Raw genomic sequence first — 17,436 nt, 5'->3', positions numbered from 1 at the left:
CGACAACCGAAACTGCAAGGAGAGAAACAATGGATCCGATCATGCTGATTCCCCTGATCGTGATGGGCGCCCCCGTCCTGATCGTCCTGGTCGTGTTGCGCTATCGCCATCAACAGACGCAGGCACGCTACCGCGCGCTGCTTGAACTCGCCGACAAGGGCGTGGAGCTGCCGACGCAACTCCTGATCGAGCCCGGCATCGGCTATTCCGAGCGCCGCCGCGCGCTGGTGCTCATCAGCGGCGGCCTCGGATTGATGCTGATGCTGTTCGCCCTGCCTGGCGAACTGGCCGATGGCCACAGCCTGCACAGCCTGTGGGGCCTGGGCCTGCTGCCGCTCATGACGGGTCTGGGCTATCTCGCCAGCTGGTGGTTGAACCGCCGCGACGAGACACATGGCTGATCGCGAAGCGGGGGCGTGCATCGACAAGGCCCTGGTCGCCAGGGTCTTGTTGGGCAACGACCAGCGCGCCTTCGAACAGTTGGTGCGCCGCCACCAGGGCATGGTGCGCGCGCAATTGCGCCGGCTGCTGCGTGGCGATGCCGCCGCAGCGGACGACCTGGCCCAGGAAACGTTCCTGCTGGCCTGGAAGAAACTGGGGCAATTCCGCGGTGATGCGCAGTTCTCCACCTGGCTCTATCGCATCGCCTATAGCTGTTTCCTGCAGGCACGCCGTCGATCGTCGTGGATCCAGAATCGAACGCAGGAAGATGCCGTGGACGAACTGCAGGCTCCGATGGACGCGACCGACCTGAAACTCGATCTTGCCCGTGCAATGCGCCATCTTTCCGATGCGGAACAGATGGTGCTCCTGCATTGCGTGCAGCTGGGGTTGAGCCACGAGGAAGCCGCCTACGTGCTGGACATGCCGTTGGGGACGGTGAAGACCCATGCCTTGCGCGGGAAAACGAAACTCAGGCAACGGATGACGGCGTGGCAGGGCACGAATCATCCAGGAGAAAGACCATGAATCACAAAAACGACGACGGCTTCGACAAACTGTTGCGCGACGCCTTCGACGGACCAGTTGCCGACGGCGGTTTCAGCGATCGCGTCATGCAGGCGCTTCCACCGCGCCGTCGTGCGTCGTCATGGATGCTGGTGGCCGCCATGAGCGCTGCGGGCGCGATTGCCTGTTGGCTGGCGCTTGGCACGGCGCCGGTGCTGCGTGCGGGCTGGCACGACTGGCTCCATCGCGACGCGTCATCTGCGGCCATCATCCTTTTCCTGGTCGTGGTGGTGATGTCCTTGCTGGGGCTGGGCTGGGGACTGGCCGAAGTCGAGGATCGGGAAGGGCAGGGGTTGGGTGCGCCGCGCTAAAATACTCGGGTTTAGTTAGTACTTACCCTCATGACCGTCCGTACCCGCTTCGCTCCCAGTCCCACCGGCTACCTCCACATCGGCGGCGCGCGCACCGCGCTGTATTGCTGGCTGGCCTCACGCCATTCCGATGGCCAGTTCGTCCTGCGCATCGAGGACACCGATCGCGAACGCAGCACCCAGGCCGCGATCGACGCCATCCTCGAGGCGATGGACTGGCTCGGACTGGGCTACGACGAAGGTCCCATCTACCAGACCGATCGCCTCGCGCGCTATCGCGAAGTGGCGGAGCAGATGGTCGCGGCCGGCACCGCTTATTACGCCTACGAAACCAAGGAAGAACTCGAAGCGATGCGCGAGGTGGCGATGGCCGCCGGCGAGAAGCCGCGCTACAGCGGTCGCTATCGCGACGAGAAGGTGGAATTCCGTGACGATCCCAACCGGGTGATCCGCTTCCGCAATCCGCGCGAGGGCAGCGTGGTGTTCGACGACCTGGTCAAGGGTCGCATCGAATGGCAGAACACCGAGCTGGACGATCTGGTGATCTTCCGCAGCGACGGCTATCCGACCTACAACTTCGCGGTGGTGGTCGACGATCTCGACATGGGCATCACCGACGTGGTGCGTGGCGACGACCACGTCAACAATACGCCGCGCCAGATCAACATCTATCGCGCGCTGGGCACGGAACCGCCGCGATTCGCCCACCTGCCGATGATCCTCGACGAGCAGGGCGCCAAGCTCAGCAAGCGCACCGGCGCCGCCGACGTGATGCAGTACCGCGATGCCGGCTACCTGCCGCATGCGTTGCTCAATTATCTCGCGCGCCTCGGCTGGTCGCATGGCGACCAGGAGATCTTCTCGATCGCCGAACTCATCGCCTTGTTCGAGCTCAAGGACGTCAACGCCAAGGCCGCGCGCCTCGACATGGCCAAGCTCGGCTGGCTCAACCAGCAATACCTGAAGAACGACGATCCCGACGCCGTTGCCAAACACCTTGTCTGGCATCTGCAGCAAGCGGGCTACGACCTTACGAAAGGACCGAAGCCGGCCGACATCGTGGTCGCGCTGCGCGAGCGCGTGCAGACGCTGAAGGAAATGGCGGAGAAATCGGGCGTGTGGTTCGGGCCGCTGGAACACTACGACGATGCAGCGGTCGCCAAGCACCTCAAGCCGGAAGCACGCCCGGCGCTGGAAGAAGCGCGCCGCCGTCTCGCGGAACTCACCGAATGGACGGCCACGTCCGTGGGCGAAGCGCTGCACCAGGTCGCCGAAGCCTGCGGCGTCGGCATGGGCAAGGTCGCGCAGCCGTTGCGCGTCGCAGTGACAGGGACCCAGGTCAGCCCCGACATCAGCCATACCGTCTATCTGTGCGGCCAGGCCGAGGCACTGACCCGCATCGACGCCGCGCTGGGGAAGATCCCGGCGGCTTGAGGAAGGCCGGCTTGAGGAAGGCTCAGTTCGGCCCCATCATTCCGCCATGGGCCGCCACGACCACCACGACTGCACCGATCCCTCGCATCACGTCGATGATGCCGGCAGCTTCATCGCTGCCGTGCAGCACGCCTGCGGCCAGCGCGGATTGCGGCTGACGCCGATCCGCGAGCGGGTGCTGGCGCTGATCGCCGACGCCGGCCAGCCGATCAAGGCCTACGACCTGCTCGACAAGGTTCGCGATGGCGACGGTCCCGGTGCCGCCGCGCCGCCGACCATCTACCGCGCGCTCGATTTCCTGCTCGCCAACGGCTTCATCCACAAGCTGGAGTCGGTGAACGCCTTCGTCGCCTGCCACCATCCGAATTCGGCGCAGCACTCGGTGCCGTTCCTGATCTGCAGTCGCTGCCACAGCGCGGTCGAACTGGAGGACCAGGCCATCGTCGAACTGCTCGACAGCAAGGCCCGCGAACTGGGCTTCAGTCCGCAGGCGCAAACGCTGGAAGTGCACGGCCTGTGCGCGGCCTGCAGCGGTCAGAAATAGGCGCGCACGCCGATACTGAAACTGCGGCCGGGCAACACCACTTCGTCCTTGAGGAACGAGGTGTGCACGCGCTGGACCTGGTTGGTCAGGTTGCGACCGTCGGCGAAGATCTCCCAGCTCAAACCGCCATCGTCGACGTGATAGGCGGCATGCGCGTCGACCGAGGTGTAGCCGGGTGTCGAGGTTTCGCCGGGCGCCACGCGATCCTGGCGATCCACCCGCACCGCACCGAGTGACGTGCGCCATGCGCCCTGTTCGAAGTGCAGTTGCGCGCCCAGGCGCGAAGGCGCGATGCGCGGCAGGTTGTCGCCGTTCGCCAGCGTTGCCCGCACCACGTCGGCGTACAGGCGCAGGTCCAAGCGATAGTCCTTGTCCGGGGTGAGATGCCAGGTGGCATCGGCTTCGGCGCCGCGGAAGCGCGCATTCGCCTGCGTCCACTGGCGCACCGGCAGGTCGCGGTCGCCGCCTTCCCAGAACCATGTTTCGCCGGTATCGGCGAGATAGATGAAGCCGTTGACGCGATTGGCGTAGATGTTTCCGGAGATGTCGAAACGCGACGAGAAATACTTCAGGCCGAGATCGATCTGATTGGAGGCTTCGCGTCGCAACAGGGGGTTGCCGCGCTCGAACGCCAGCGTCGCGATGTGCGGGCCGTTGGCGAACAGTTCTTCCTCTGCCGGCGCGCGTTCGGCGTGGTCGAGGTTGAGGTTGAGGCGCCAGCCCTGCGCGAATTTCCAGCTCGCGCCCATTGATGCGCTCAGCGGATGGAACTTCGCGGACAGGCCGTCACTGGTGCGCGAACGCACGTCGTCGCCGCGCACGCCCAGCTCGACATCGACCGGCTTCCAGCTGCGCTTGGCCACCGCGAACACGCCGAACGCATGCGTGGTGGTGGGGGAGATGAAGGCTTCCTCGCCGATCGCGCGGAAGCTGCTGTCGCTGGCCTGCACGCCGACCGCGCTCTTCCAACCAGCGAGATCGAACGATCCTTCGACGCGGCCTTCGTTGGCCTTCTTGAAGAAGGTCGTGCCCGGCGTGCCGTCTTCGAATTCGACGTGGTTGTAGTCGGTGTGCGCGAACGAGAACTTCAGGCCACCACCATTCCACAACTTCGGCAGGCCGCCGCGCAATTCGTAGCGCTCCTGGCGCATCTGCAGATGCACGCCGCTGCCCAGCACGCCGGGTTCGCCCGGCTCGCCGGGATTGCCGTAGTTGTCGAGGTAGCGCGAGGCGTTGATGCCGACGAAGCCCCAATCGCCGAGCCACGACGCGCCCAGCGATCCGGTGCCGGTGCGCACGTAGGAATTGGCCTGGGTGCCGTGTGGGATGGCGTAATCGCCGTCGTCGCGACGCACGCCATCGGCATGCAGCGCGAAATTCTTGTTGCCGCCGTCGAGGCGGAACATCCCGGTATTGCCATGGCTGCCGGTGTCGTAACGCAATTCGGTGCGACCCTGGATGCCGTTGTCGATCGGTGCTTCGGGAATGCGGCCATCGACCACGTTCACCGCGCCGCCGATCGCGCCTGAACCGAACAGCAGGGTGGACGGCCCCTTCAGCACTTCGATCTGGTCGGCGAGAAAGGGTTCCACCGCCGGCGAGTGGTCCTGGCTGACGGTCGAAACGTCCTGCGTCGCCATGCCGTTCGACATCACCGCCACGCGCGGGCCGTCCATGCCGCGGATCACCGGGCGGCCGACGCCGGCGCCGAAGTTGGAACTCTGCACGCCGGGAATGGTGCTGATGGTGTCGCCGAGGTTGCCGGCACGCGCCTCGTCCAGCTTTTCGCCGGCCAGCACCGAGACCGGCTTGGCCAGCGGATTGCCGATCGGGCTGGCGGTCACCTCGACCCGACCGAGGTCATCGGCGTGGGGATCGTTCTTGTCGTGATGGCGGGGATCGGCCGGGTTCTGGGGGTTGTTCTGGTCGGCAGGTCCCGGGTTCGCCGCCGGAGCGGCCTGCTGGGCCATCAGGAGCGGGCTGGCGAGGGCCAGGGACAGGGCGAGAACGAGATGGCGACGCAGCGGGAAACCGGGCATGGAGATACCATTCATGGGGACAATGAAATGTTATATAGTTTCAATAGCGAATGTTATATAGTTTCGTAAATGAACGCCACCACTGCCAGAAGTCATGACGCCAGCCGCGGCTGGATCGACCGCATCGGGGCGACCGGCTCGTTCCTGTGCGCGATCCATTGCCTGGCCGCGCCGCTGGTGCTGGCGTTGATCCCGACCCTGGGCGCAGCGGCCTGGTTCGGCGATCGCATCGAAATCGGCTTCGTCCTGTTCGTTTCGGTGGTGGGCCTGCTCAGCACGGTGTCGTCGTGGCGTCGCCATCGCCGGCACCACATCCCCGCGACCATGGCGCTGGGCATCGCCGTGCTCTGGACCGGAATCCTGGTCCCGCGCTTCCACCACCAGCTGATCTGGCACGTATTGGCGATGGGAGCGGGCGGCCTGCTGGTCGCCTCGGCGCACCTGGCCAACCTGCGCGCCAGCCGCCGCCACGACGCCGGTCTGTGCTGCGCGGCCGAAGCGCGCTAAAATCACCGGTCATTCCACACACGCCGCGGGCACGTCGAGTCTCCGGGCACCACAGAACGGGAGAAACACGATGGGCAAGGGCGACCGCAAGACCGCCAAGGGCAAGCGTTACAGCAGCAGCTACGGCAATGCCCGCAGCGCGAAGGCCGTCACCAAGGCAGCCGGCACCGCCGCCGCGCCGGTGAAGAAGGCTGCCGCCAAGAAGGTGGTCGCGAAGAAGGCAGCCAAGTCGGCCTGATTTCGCCGACACGTAGCAGATACAAGGCCCCGCGAAAGCGGGGCTTTTTTGTTGCATCAAAGCATCGCCCGGCTGAGCGCCTGCAGCGGTTATCCGTATCGCCGACACGCCGTGAATACGTCCATGTAGGCTCGACTCGGCATCCTGCCTCGTATGGTCGGCGATACGGACGAACCGCACAGGCGCCGCCGGTGGCGAGCTTTTCGCTCTTTCTCTTGAAAGCAACAACACGCGCGCTCAGTGGGTCGCCAGTCCGGTAAGCGGGCGTTGCGCGTCCATGGATGGATTCACGGCGTCCCGCGCACCGGACTGGCGACCCACTGAGACAGCGCGTGCTTATTGCGCGCCGTTCTCAACCGCCGTCCACACGCGCAGCAGGTTGCCGCCGAGGATCTTGCGGATGTCGCCTTCGCGCAGCCCGCGCGCCTGCAGTCCCGCGACCAGGTTCGGGTAGTCGGCGACGCTTTGCAGCTGCGTCGGCAAGTTGCCGTCGACGCCATCGAAATCGGAACCGATGCCGACATGGTCGATGCCGACCAGCTTGACCGCATAGACGACCTGGTCGATCACAGCGGAAATGTCGGTCTTGGGCGACGGATGCTCGCGCTCCCAACGCGCGGAGAATTCGGCTTCGTCCTCGATCGGCTTGCCTGCGGCCTTGGCGGCGAGATTGCGCAGGCGCAGGTCCTCGCGCGCGCGGAAGCTGCCCTGCATGTCGGCGGCGGCCTTGGGATTGACGAAACCGGTGCCGAAGGTGAGTTGCACCACGCCGCCCTTCGCCGCGATCGCCTTGGCGACGTCATCGCTGGCGTTGCGCTCGAAGCCTGGGGTGAAGTGGCGCATGCCGGAATGGCTGGCGATCACCGGCACGCGGCTCAGCTTGATCGCTTCCATCGCCGATTCGTCGGACAGGTGCGAGACATCGACCATGATGCCGAGGCGATTCATCTCCTTCACCACGTCGCGGCCGAACGGGCTCAGGCCATGCCATTTGCGTTCGATGCCATACGAGGAATCGGCGATGCGGTTGGCGGCGCTGTGGGCGAGGGTGATGTAGCGCACGCCACGATCATGGAAGAATTGCAGCCGCCGCAGGTCGCTGCCGATCGGCGCGCCGTTCTCCATGCCGAACGGCAGCAACACGACACCGGGCTTGCGACGGGCGACATCGCGCGGTGAGCGCAGCAATGCGAATTTGTCCGGATGGCGCTGCACCAGCGCCTCGATCGAATCGATCATCGCGTTGGCGACCTGGTAGGCCTTGTCCTCGGCGTCCTGCTTGGGCGAGGTATAGATCGACATGAAGGCGACCTTGAGCCCACCTTGCTGCGCCTTCGGCCAGTCGAATTCGCGATCGGTGCGTTGGCCGAGGTCGCGCCAGCCGTCCTGCAACATCTCGGGGCCGTCGATATGGGTGTCGACGATGATCGCGTCGTGCGCCAGCTTGCGCGCGGCGGGCGTCGCCTGCGCCAGGGCGAGTGACGGCAACGCGGCGAGCAGGGCGGTGGCGAGCAGGGAACGCAGGGGCTTCATGGCGCGATCTCCATCAATCAAGGTCGGAATGGGCGGTCAGGCGATGCGTTTGCCGCCGGCATACACGGAATGGGCAAGGCGTCCGCCCAACCAGTAGCAGAGTTCCGCCGGCTGCGCGACGTTCCACAGCACGAAGTCGGCGCGTTGTCCGATGCGCAATGTGCCGCGATCGTCCAGCGCGAGCGCGCGTGTCGCGTGCGTGGTCGCGCCGCGCAGGGCTTCCTCGGGTGTCAGGCGGAAATGCATGGTGGCGAGTTGCATCGCCTGGCGCAGCGAGCGCAGCGGCGAGGTGCCGGGATTGCAGTCGGTGGCGACCGCCATCGCCACGCCGTGCCGGCGCAGCAGGTCGAGCGGCGGCAACTTCGTTTCACGCAGGACGTGGAAGGCGCCGGGCAGCAATACCGCGACGGTTCCGGATTCCGCCATCGCGCGCACGCCGGCTTCGGACGTGTGCTCGATATGATCGGCGGAGAGGCCGGAGAATTCCGCAGCCAGCGCCGCGCCGCCGAGATCGCTCAACTGGTCGGCGTGCAATTTGACAGGCAATCCCAGTACGCGCGCGGCCTCGAACACGCGACGCGTCTGCGCGGGCGAGAAACCGATGCCTTCGCAGAAGGCATCGACGGCATCGACCAGTCCTTCCGCGTGCAGGCGCGGCAGCCATTCGATCACGGCAGTGATGTAGTCGTCGCTGCGCCCGGCGTATTCGGGCGGCAATGCGTGTGCGGCGAGATAGGTCGTGCGCACGGTGATGCCGGTGCGCTCGCCGATCGCGCGTGCGACCCGCAGCATCTTGCGTTCGTTGTCGAAGTCGAGGCCGTAGCCGGACTTGATCTCGAGCGTGGTCACGCCATCGGCGATCAGGTCGAGCACGCGCGGCAATGATTCTTCCAGCAACGCGTCCTCGCTGGCGGCGCGCACCGCACGCACGCTGGACACGATGCCGCCGCCGGCGCGGGCGATCTCCTCGTAACTCGCGCCCTGCAAGCGCAGTTCGAATTCGCCGGCACGATCGCCCGCGAACACGACATGGGTATGGCAATCGACCAGTCCCGGCGTGACCAATCCGCTTGCTTCGATCGGCGTGGCGATGGTGGAGAGTTCGGCGGGCAGTGCCGCGCGCGATCCGGCGTAGACGATGCGACCATCGCGCCAGGCGAGTGCGCCGTCTTCGATCAGGCCATAGCCGGTTCGTGCCTGATTGGAGCCGTCATCCAGCGTGGCCAGGGTCGGTCCGAGCAGGAGTCCGCTGTCGGCGCTGTCGCCCATCTCCAATCCTCTCCCGTATCTGCCGTATCCACGGATTCTCGCATGCGCGCGTGGGCATCCGGCACAATGACGGAATGGCGCACGCACCCCTCATGCAACGCATTCCCGCCGGTTGGCAGATGCCGGGCATCGCCAATCTCCATTCGCATGCCTTCCAGCGCGCGATGGCCGGACTGGGCGAGCGGCAAACCCATCCCGAGGATTCGTTCTGGACCTGGCGCGAGACGATGTATGCGCTGGCGTCGCGCTTCGATCCCGAATCGCTGCATGTGGTGGCGTCGCAGTTGTATGCGGAGATGCTGGAAGCCGGCTACACCACGGTCTGCGAATTCCACTATCTCCATCACCAACCCGATGGTCATCCCTACGCCGATGCTGCGGCGATGTCGCGGGCGCTGATCAAAGCGGCGCGCGACACCGGCATCCGCCTGACCTTGCTACCGGTGCTGTACATGACCGGCGGATTCGATGGCCGGCCGCTGTCGGAGCGCCAGCGCCGTTTCGGCCATGAAGTCGATGCCTACCTGCGCCTGATCGAAACCTTGCGCAAGGACGAGAACGAATCGCTGCGCGTCGGTTGCGCCTTGCACAGCTTGCGCGCGGTGCCCGAGGCGGCGATGCGGGAGACGATCGCCGGATTGCCGCACGACGCCCGCATCCACATCCATATCGCCGAACAGATGCCTGAAGTGGAGGAGTGCGTGGCCTTGCGTGGCGCGCGCCCGGTGCGTTGGCTGCTCGATCACGCCGACGTCGATGCGCGCTGGACGCTGGTGCATGCGACCCATCTCGATGCCGGCGAAGTGCGCGATCTCGCCACCTCCGGTGCGACCGCGGCGATCTGCACCACCACCGAAGCCAACCTCGGCGACGGCTTCTTCCCGTTCCGCGATTACCTCGACCACGGCGGGCGCTGGGGCATCGGTTCCGACTCGCATATCTCGGTCTCGCCGATCGAGGAGCTGCGCTGGCTGGAATACGGCCAGCGCCTGCAGCGCCAGCGCCGCAACATCGCCATCAGTTCGGTCTCGCCCAGTGTCGGCGAGACCCTGCTGGCCGGCGTCGCCGCGAGCGCCGCGCAATCGACCGGCTTCACCGGGCAGGACCGGGTGGTGCTGGACGCCGATGCCCCGATCCTGGCCGGGGCAGCCGACGCCGACGTGGCCGATCGCTGGGTCTTTTCCGGCAACCGGCCGGCGATCCGCACGGTCGAGGTGGCGGGGCGGGAGGTGGTCGCCGAGGGCCGGCACCTCGCCCGCGAGGCCATCGAAGCCCGTTACCGCCGGGCGATGAGCCAGTTGTTGCAGGCGTAACTGCTCTTGCGGTGCACAACGGGGGGTGCGAGAATCGCCGGATGCGCACTTGCACCGACGCCATCTACCTGTCTGCCGCCGCCATGGCCAGCGGCATGACGTCGCGCGCGCGCCGACCGTACGAGCACTGACTCCGGCCGGTTCGAATCGCTGCGCGCATGCAGCCAAGTGAAGCCCGGCCCCGCGCCGGGCTTTTTCGTTTTCTCCCTTCCCATTACTCCCTGTCATCTTCTTCCCGTTGAATGCCCCGATGAAACATTTCCTCAATACCCAGGACTGGACCCGCGCCGAACTCGACGCCGTGCTGGCAGATGCCGCCCGCTACAAGCGGCAGCGTTTCGGCGATGCGCTGAAAGGCAAGGGCGTCGCGCTGGTGTTCTTCAACTCATCGTTGCGCACCCGCACCAGTTTCGAGCTGGGTACGTTCCAGCTCGGCGGCCATGCGGTGGTGCTGCAGCCGGGCAAGGACGCCTGGCCGATCGAATTCGATCTCGGCACGGTGATGGACGGCGAGGCGGAAGAGCACATCGCCGAAGTGGCGAAGGTGCTGTCGCGCTATGTCGACCTGATTGGCGTGCGCGCCTTCCCCAAGTTCGTCGATTGGTCGATTGATCGCCAGGACCGCGTGCTCAACGGCTTCGCCAAGTATTCGACGGTGCCGGTGATCAACATGGAAACGATCACCCATCCCTGCCAGGAGTTGGCGCATGCGCTGGCGCTGCAGGAACACTTCGGCACGACCGACCTGCGCGGCAAGAAATACGTGCTGACCTGGACCTACCATCCGAAGGCGCTGAACACCGCGGTCGCCAATTCGGCGCTGACCATCGCCACGCGCATGGGCATGGACGTGACCCTGCTGTGCCCGACCGAGGAATACCTGCTGGACGAACGCTACACGGGCTGGGCGGCGCAGAACGTCGCCGAGAGCGGTGGCTCGCTGGCCATCAGCCATGACATCGACAGCGCCTATCGCGATGCCGACGTGGTCTATGCCAAGAGCTGGGGCGCGCTGCCGTACTTCGGCAACTGGGAGAAAGAGAAACCCATCCGCGACCAGTTCAAGCACTTCATCGTCGACGAACGCAAGATGGGCCTGACCAACAACGGCGTGTTCTCGCACTGCCTGCCGTTGCGCCGCAACGTCAAGGCCACCGACGGTGTGATGGATTCGCCCAACTGCATCGCCATCGATGAAGCCGAAAACCGCCTGCACGTGCAGAAGGCGGTGATGGCTGCGCTTGCGAAGCAATAACTCTTAATTTTTACGGATATTTCCAGATGACCGCTTCCCCCGCTTCAACCAATACGTCCAAAGACATCGTCCTCGCCTTTTCCGGTGGACTCGACACCAGCTTCTGCGTGCCCTATCTGAAGGAGCGCGGCTGGAACGTGCACACCGTGTTCGCCGATACCGGCGGTGTCGATGCGGAAGAGCGCGCCTTCATCGAAGCGCGCGCGGCGGAACTCGGCGTGGCCTCGCACGTCACCGTCGATGGCGGCCCGGCGATCTGGAACGGATTCGTCAAGCCGTTCGTGTGGGCGGGCGAGGGCTACCAAGGCCAGTATCCGCTGCTGGTGTCCGACCGCTACCTGATCGTCGACGCCGCATTGGCGCGCGCGCATGCGCTCGGCACCAATGCCATCGCCCACGGTTGCACCGGCATGGGCAACGACCAGGTGCGTTTCGACCTGGCGGTGAAGGCTAGCGGCGATTACCGCATCGTCGCGCCGATCCGCGAAATCCAGAAGGAACACACTCAGACCCGCGCCTACGAGCAGAAGTACCTGGAGGAGCGCGGTTTCGGCGTGCGCGCCAAGCAGCAGCAGTACACCATCAACGAAAACCTGCTGGGCGTGACGTTGTCCGGCGGCGAGATCGATGCCTGGAAGGCGCCGGGCGAAGGCGCGCGTGGCTGGTGCAAGCCGCGCAGCGAATGGCCTGCGCAGCCGCTGCGGGTTACGCTGAAGTTCATCGAAGGCGAAGCGGTGTCGATCGACGGCGAGGCGCTGCACGGTGCGCAACTGCTGGCCAAGCTCAACGCGCTGTTCGCGCCGTATGGCGTCGGCCGCGGCATGTACACCGGCGACACCACCATCGGTCTCAAGGGCCGCATCGTGTATGAAGCGCCGGGCCTCATTTCATTGCTCACGGCGCATCGCGCGCTGGAAGAAGCGGTGCTGTCCAAGCAGCAGAACCGCTTCAAGCCCGACATCGCGCGCAAGTGGGTCGAGCTGGTCTACGAAGGCTTCTATTCCGATCCGTTGAAGGCCGATCTCGAAGCCTTCCTCAAGTCGAGCCAGCGCAAGGTCAATGGCGAAGTGGTGCTGGAAACCTCCGGTGCGCGCGTCGACGCGGTGGAAGTGCGTTCGCCGCACATCCTCCACGCCAAGGGCGCGACCTATGCGCAGTCGGCCGACTGGGGCGTGGAAGAGGCCGAAGGCTTCATCAAGCTGTTCGGCATGAGCAGCACGCTGTGGGCGGAAGTGAATCACGACGGCAATGTCTGACCTGCTCGCCGCCACCCTGAAGCATCTCGCCGCGCTGGTGTCGTTCGACACGCGCAATCCGCCGCGCGCGATTGCCGAAGCCGACAGCATCTTCGGTTACCTGCGCGCGCAGTTGCCCGGCTTCGATGTCGAGGTGATCGATCACGGTGCCGGCGCGGTGTCGTTCTTCGCGGTGCGCGGCAAGCCGAAGTTCCTGTTCAACGTGCATCTCGATACCGTGCCGGATTCGCCGCACTGGAGCGCCGATCCGCACGTGCTGCGGGTGACGGACGATCGCGCGATCGGCCTCGGCGCCTGCGATATCAAGGGCGCTGCCGCGGGACTGGTGGCCGCAGCCAGCATGACGAACGGCGACGCCGCCTTCCTCTTCACCACGGATGAAGAGGCCAACGATCCGCGTTGCATCGCCGCGTTCCTGCAACGCGGCCATGGTTTCCGCGACGTCGTCGTGGCAGAACCGACCAAGGGTGCGGCGGTGCTGGCGCATCGCGGCATCAGTTCGGTGCGAATGCAGTTCCATGGCACGGCCGGACATGCGTCCGGGACGCAGGCGATGCAGGCGAACGCGCTGCACCAGGCAATCCGCTGGGGATCGCAGGCGCTCGATTTCGTGCAGTCGCACGACACACAGGAATTCGGCGGCCTGCACGGGCTGCGCTTCAACATCGGTCGCGTCGAAGGCGGCATCAAGGCCAACGTGATCGCGCCCGAGGCGGAACTGCGCTTCGGGTTCCGGCCGTTGCCTTCGCAGGACATGGACGCGCTGCACGCGCAATTCCGCGGCTTCGCCGCCGCCGGCGTCGATTACGAGGAAACCTTCCGCGGTCCGTCGCTGCCGGGTGGCGCGGCGGACGCGGCGGAAGCACGCCGCCATGCCGCGCAGGCATTCGCGGAATCGCTGCGGCTGCCGATCGGTCCCGCCGTCGATTTCTGGACCGAAGCCTCGCTGTTCTCGCAGGCGGGGCTGAATGCCGTCGTCTACGGTCCCGGCGATATCGCCCAGGCGCATACCGCCGACGAATGGGTGTCGCTGCAACAACTTTCCGATGTCGCATCCCGTTACCACCAACTGATGGAGCAATGAACATGAATGCCGTCGCCCTGCCTTCGACCGTCCTGCGTGGCGATCGGGGGACTCTTCCGGAAGCATGCTGATCTCGCCTTGCTCACCATGACCGATCTGCGCACCACTATCGTCCGCCTGTTGTCCAGCATGGGCAGCACCAAGGAAATCCAGCAGTACCTCAAGCGCTTCTCGCAACTCGACGCGGCGCGCTTCGCCGTGGTCAAGGTCGGCGGCGCGGTGCTGCGCGACGACCTCGAGGCGCTCACTTCGTCCCTGGCTTTCCTGCAGCAGGTCGGCCTGACGCCGATCGTCGTGCATGGCGCCGGTCCGCAGCTTGACAGCGAGATGCAGGCCGCCGGCATCGAGAAGGTCACCATCGACGGCCTGCGCTACACCGATGCGCCGGTGCTGACGGTCGTGCGTCGCGTCATGCGCCAGGAGAACCTCAAGCTGGTCGAGGCGCTGCAGGCCGAAGGCGTGCGCGCGACATCGATCCAGTCGGGTATCTTCGAGACGGAATTCCTCGATCAGGCGCGTTACGGGCTGGTCGGCAAGGTCACGCGCGTCGATACCGATGGCATCCTCGCCGCGATCAAGGTCGGTTCGATTCCGGTGATCGCCTCGCTGGGCGAAACCGGCGACGGCCAGATCGTCAACGTCAATGCCGACTGGGCCGCGAACGAACTGATCAAGACGCTGCAGCCGTACAAGATCGTGTTCCTCACCGGGACCGGCGGTTTGCTCGACGGCAACGATCGCGTCATCGATTCGATCAACCTGTCGACCGAGTATGAGCACTTGCTTGCTCAGCCCTGGATCCATGGCGGCATGCGGGTGAAGATCGAGCAGATCAAGGACCTGCTCGACGCGCTGCCGCTGTCGTCGTCGGTGTCGATCACGCGGCCGTCCGAACTGGCGAAGGAACTGTTCACCCACAAGGGATCGGGCACGCTGGTGCGTCGTGGCGAACGCGTGCTGCAGGCGAAGAGCTGGGACGAGCTCGACCTGCCGCGCCTGCGCGAACTGATCGATTCGGCCTTCGGACGCAAGCTGCTCCCGGATTATTTCGAGCGCACCAAGCTGCTGCGTGCCTACGTCAGCGAGAACTATCGTGCCGCGGTGATCCTCACCGATGAGGGTGGTCGACCCTATCTCGACAAGTTCGCGGTGCTCGATGATGCGCAGGGCGAGGGCCTCGGGCGCGCGGTATGGCAGCAGATGCGTGCGGAGACGCCGTCGCTGTACTGGCGCTCGCGCCGCCACAATCCGATCAATGCCTTCTACGATTCGGAAGCCGATGGCAGCCTGAAGAACGGGCTCTGGAAGTGCTATTGGTACGGCGTGGATGATTTCACCACCATCCGCGAGTGCGTGGAGCAGGCGATGGCGCGCCCGGCGACGCTGGAAGAACCGGCATGACGAAGAAGATCGGATTGGTCGGCGCGCGTGGCCATGTCGGCGAAGAGCTGATCCGGCTGGTGGCCGCGCATCCGCATTTCGAACTCGGGTTCGTGTCGTCGCGCGAGCGCGATGGCCAGCGCGTGGCCGATCATGTCGCCGGATTCGATGGCGATCTCCGTTACCGCAACCTCTCGCACGAAGCCTTGCCGGGCGAGGACGTCGATGCCTATGTGCTGGCGCTGCCGAACGGCAAGGCCGCGCAGTGCGTCGCCGAGATCGACAAGCGCGATGACGATCCGGTGGTCATCGATCTCTCCGCCGACTACCGTTTCGACGACGGCTGGTACTACGGCCTGCCGGAACTCACCCGCGACAGGTATGCAGGGCAGCGCCGCATCAGCAACCCCGGCTGTTACGCCACCGCGATGCAGCTGGCGATCGCGCCGCTGCGCGAACATCTGGTCGGCCCGGTGCAGTGCTTCGGCGTGTCCGGTTATTCCGGCGCCGGCACCACGCCCAGCGACAAGAACGATCCGGCCAAGCTGCACGACAACCTGATGCCGTATGCGCTGACCGGCCACCTGCACGAACGCGAAGTGACGCGCCACTGCGCGGCGGTCGAGTTCATGCCGCATGTGGCGCCGCATTTCCGCGGACTGACCATCACCAGCAACCTGCACCTGGATCGCGCCTTCACCCGCGATGAAGTCCTGGCGCTCTATCGCGACCGCTACGGCCACGAAGCGCTGGTCGACGTCTTCGACGAGGCGCCGTGGGTGAGCCGGATCGCGCATGCGCACGGCGTCCACGTCGGCGGGTTCACGCCTGCGGATGATGGCAGGCGTTGGGTGGTGGTATCGACGCTCGACAACCTGCTCAAGGGCGCGGCGACGCAGGCCCTGCAGAATCTCAATCTCGCCTTCGGGTTCGACGAACTCGAAGGCATCCCCCACGAGGTGCGGGCATGAGCGATCTCCTGTGGCAGAAATCGGGCGTCAAGGTCGATGCCGACATCCAGGGCTTCCTGGCCGGCGACGACGTGATCCTCGATCGCGAATTCATGCTCTACGACATCGAAGCCAGTCGCGCCCATGCGCAGGGGCTGCAGCGAATCGGGGTGCTGACGGCAGAGGAAACGAACGCGATCGATGCCGAGCTGCAGCAGCTCGCCAACGATTTTGCCGCCGGCGATTTCGTGCTCGACGAGCGCTACGAGGACATGCACTCGGCGATCGAGGCGCGCCTGATCGAACGCCTTGGCGAAGCCGGCAAGAAGATCCATACCGGCCGCAGCCGCAACGACCAGGTGCTGGTGGCGACGCGGCTGTGGCTGCGCGATCGCCTGCGCCAGGTGCATGCCTTGTGCATCGAAGTCGCGACCATCGCGCTGGACCGCGCGCGCACCGAGACGATTCCGCTGGCGGGTTACACCCACCTGCAACGCGCGATGGTGTCGTCGACCGCGATGTGGTGGAGCGCCTGGGCCGAAGGGTTCATCGACGATGCGCAACGCGCCGCCGATACGTATCGTCTGGTCGACACCAATCCGTTGGGCACCGCTGCCGGTTACGGCGTGAACCTCGCGCTGGATCGCGACCACGTCACCGAAGCGCTGCATTTCGGGCGCCTGCAGGTATCGCCGATCGGCGCGCAGCTGTCGCGCGGCAAGTTCGAACTGGCGGCGCTGGAAGCGCTGGGCAGCGCGATGCTCGACCTGCGCCGCCTGGCCTGGGATCTCAGCCTGTTCACCAGCGGCGAATTCGCTTTCGTCGCGCTGCCGTCGCAATACACCACCGGCAGTTCGCTGATGCCGAACAAGCGCAATCCCGACGTGATCGAGCTGATGCGCGCAAGCTATGCCAGCGTCGCCGCCGCCAAGAGCGAAATCGAGCACCTGCTGTCGCTGCCGTCCGGTTATCACCGCGATTTGCAGTTCAGCAAGGGCGCGTTGTTCCACGGTTTCGGCCGCGGGTTGAAGGCGCTGGCGTTGCTGCCGGATCTGCTGCGCGAGCTGCGCTGGAACGAGGCGAAGATGGCGCAGGCACTGGAGCCGTCGATGTATGCCACCGATCTCGCGATCGAACTGGCGCGCGATGGCCTGCCGTTCCGCGATGCCTATCGCGAGGCCGCGAATCCCGAACGCTGGGCGAAGCGCGATCCGCAGGCCAGCCTCGACGCGCGGGTGTCGCCGGGTGGACACGGCGATTTGCGCCTCGACACCTTGCAGGCGCGGTTGGACGCCTTGCGCGACTAGTCGCGCGC

General features: G+C 65.6%; 17 protein-coding genes. 14 read left to right on the top strand and 3 right to left on the bottom strand.

Translation table 11 applies throughout. The features are described 5' to 3' along the window. The first annotated feature begins 29 nt into the window (after positions 1-29). The 5 genes from ABE093_RS07545 to ABE093_RS07525 are packed head-to-tail and all read left to right on the top strand — an operon-like array spanning position 30 to position 3,297. A complete protein-coding gene (locus ABE093_RS07545; protein WP_430760272.1) occupies positions 30-401 on the top strand; it encodes a DUF6249 domain-containing protein in 372 nt (123 codons plus the stop codon). After that, positions 394-969, top strand: a complete 576-nt coding sequence (locus ABE093_RS07540) for an RNA polymerase sigma factor (protein ID WP_430760271.1) — start codon at positions 394-396, stop codon at positions 967-969. Before ABE093_RS07545 ends, ABE093_RS07540 begins: the two co-directional genes overlap by 8 nt. Then, positions 966-1,319: a hypothetical protein gene (locus tag ABE093_RS07535; protein WP_430760270.1), complete on the top strand. Its 354-nt coding sequence runs from the start codon at positions 966-968 to the stop codon at positions 1,317-1,319. The genes ABE093_RS07540 and ABE093_RS07535 overlap by 4 nt, the downstream gene beginning before the upstream one ends. Positions 1,320-1,349: 30 nt before the next feature. After that, positions 1,350-2,753 (top strand): glutamate--tRNA ligase, encoded by a 1,404-nt coding sequence (gene gltX / locus ABE093_RS07530; protein ID WP_430760269.1) that lies wholly within the window; start codon positions 1,350-1,352, stop codon positions 2,751-2,753. A gap of 46 nt (positions 2,754-2,799) precedes the next feature. Beyond that, entirely contained in the window at positions 2,800-3,297 is a 498-nt protein-coding gene (locus ABE093_RS07525) for a transcriptional repressor (RefSeq protein ID WP_430760268.1), read from the top strand. Here the strand turns inward: ABE093_RS07525 and ABE093_RS07520 are convergent. Then, complete coding sequence (locus ABE093_RS07520; protein ID WP_430760626.1) at positions 3,288-5,336, bottom strand: TonB-dependent receptor; 2,049 nt, start codon at positions 5,334-5,336, stop codon at positions 3,288-3,290. The two genes, ABE093_RS07525 and ABE093_RS07520, sit on opposite strands and share 10 nt — an antisense overlap. A 69-nt stretch (positions 5,337-5,405) precedes the next feature. Between ABE093_RS07520 and ABE093_RS07515 the strand changes: the two genes are divergently transcribed. Beyond that, complete coding sequence (locus tag ABE093_RS07515; RefSeq protein ID WP_430760267.1) at positions 5,406-5,843, top strand: MerC domain-containing protein; 438 nt, start codon at positions 5,406-5,408, stop codon at positions 5,841-5,843. Between the two features lie 70 nt (positions 5,844-5,913). Then, the gene (locus ABE093_RS07510) at positions 5,914-6,081 is read left to right on the top strand and encodes a 30S ribosomal protein THX (RefSeq protein WP_430760266.1); all 168 of its coding nucleotides are present in this window, start codon (positions 5,914-5,916) and stop codon (positions 6,079-6,081) included. Positions 6,082-6,417: 336 nt separating this feature from the next. Here ABE093_RS07510 and ABE093_RS07505 read toward each other — a convergent pair whose 3' ends face one another. Together ABE093_RS07505 and hutI are read right to left on the bottom strand one after the other, a co-directional pair. Beyond that, positions 6,418-7,614 carry a dipeptidase gene (locus ABE093_RS07505; protein WP_430760265.1) on the bottom strand — a complete coding sequence of 399 codons (1,197 nt, stop codon included), beginning with the start codon at positions 7,612-7,614 and terminating at the stop codon, positions 6,418-6,420. 36 nt (positions 7,615-7,650) lie between these two features. Next, a complete protein-coding gene (gene hutI / locus ABE093_RS07500; protein ID WP_430760264.1) occupies positions 7,651-8,883 on the bottom strand; it encodes an imidazolonepropionase in 1,233 nt (410 codons plus the stop codon). Between the two features lie 74 nt (positions 8,884-8,957). On the opposite strand from hutI, the gene ABE093_RS07495 reads away from it, so the two are divergent. The 7 genes from ABE093_RS07495 (at position 8,958) to argH (ending at position 17,428) form a co-directional block, all read left to right on the top strand. Continuing rightward, positions 8,958-10,196 (top strand): formimidoylglutamate deiminase, encoded by a 1,239-nt coding sequence (locus tag ABE093_RS07495; protein WP_430760263.1) that lies wholly within the window; start codon positions 8,958-8,960, stop codon positions 10,194-10,196. Positions 10,197-10,446: 250 nt separating this feature from the next. Beyond that, the gene (locus ABE093_RS07490; RefSeq protein ID WP_430760262.1) at positions 10,447-11,451 is read left to right on the top strand and encodes an N-acetylornithine carbamoyltransferase; all 1,005 of its coding nucleotides are present in this window, start codon (positions 10,447-10,449) and stop codon (positions 11,449-11,451) included. A gap of 26 nt (positions 11,452-11,477) precedes the next feature. Further along, on the top strand, positions 11,478-12,707 hold the full coding sequence (locus ABE093_RS07485; protein WP_430760261.1) for an argininosuccinate synthase: 1,230 nt from the start codon (positions 11,478-11,480) through the stop codon (positions 12,705-12,707). Beyond that, a complete protein-coding gene (locus ABE093_RS07480) occupies positions 12,700-13,791 on the top strand; it encodes an acetylornithine deacetylase (protein ID WP_430760260.1) in 1,092 nt (363 codons plus the stop codon). The genes ABE093_RS07485 and ABE093_RS07480 overlap by 8 nt, the downstream gene beginning before the upstream one ends. An 87-nt stretch (positions 13,792-13,878) precedes the next feature. Continuing rightward, positions 13,879-15,192, top strand: coding sequence for an acetylglutamate kinase (locus ABE093_RS07475; protein ID WP_430760258.1), 1,314 nt, complete (start codon positions 13,879-13,881; stop codon positions 15,190-15,192). After that, entirely contained in the window at positions 15,189-16,142 is a 954-nt protein-coding gene (gene argC / locus ABE093_RS07470) for an N-acetyl-gamma-glutamyl-phosphate reductase (RefSeq protein WP_430760257.1), read from the top strand. The genes ABE093_RS07475 and argC overlap by 4 nt, the downstream gene beginning before the upstream one ends. Further along, positions 16,139-17,428, top strand: coding sequence for an argininosuccinate lyase (gene argH / locus ABE093_RS07465; RefSeq protein ID WP_430760256.1), 1,290 nt, complete (start codon positions 16,139-16,141; stop codon positions 17,426-17,428). Before argC ends, argH begins: the two co-directional genes overlap by 4 nt. Positions 17,429-17,436 lie beyond the last annotated feature (8 nt).

The sequence above is a fragment of the Solilutibacter silvestris genome (assembly GCF_050574925.1).
Classification (GTDB): Bacteria; Pseudomonadota; Gammaproteobacteria; order Xanthomonadales; family Xanthomonadaceae; genus Solilutibacter; species Solilutibacter silvestris_A.
The sequence above is the reverse complement of the archived record's forward strand: the minus strand, read 5'-3'. Positions and strand labels throughout refer to the sequence as shown.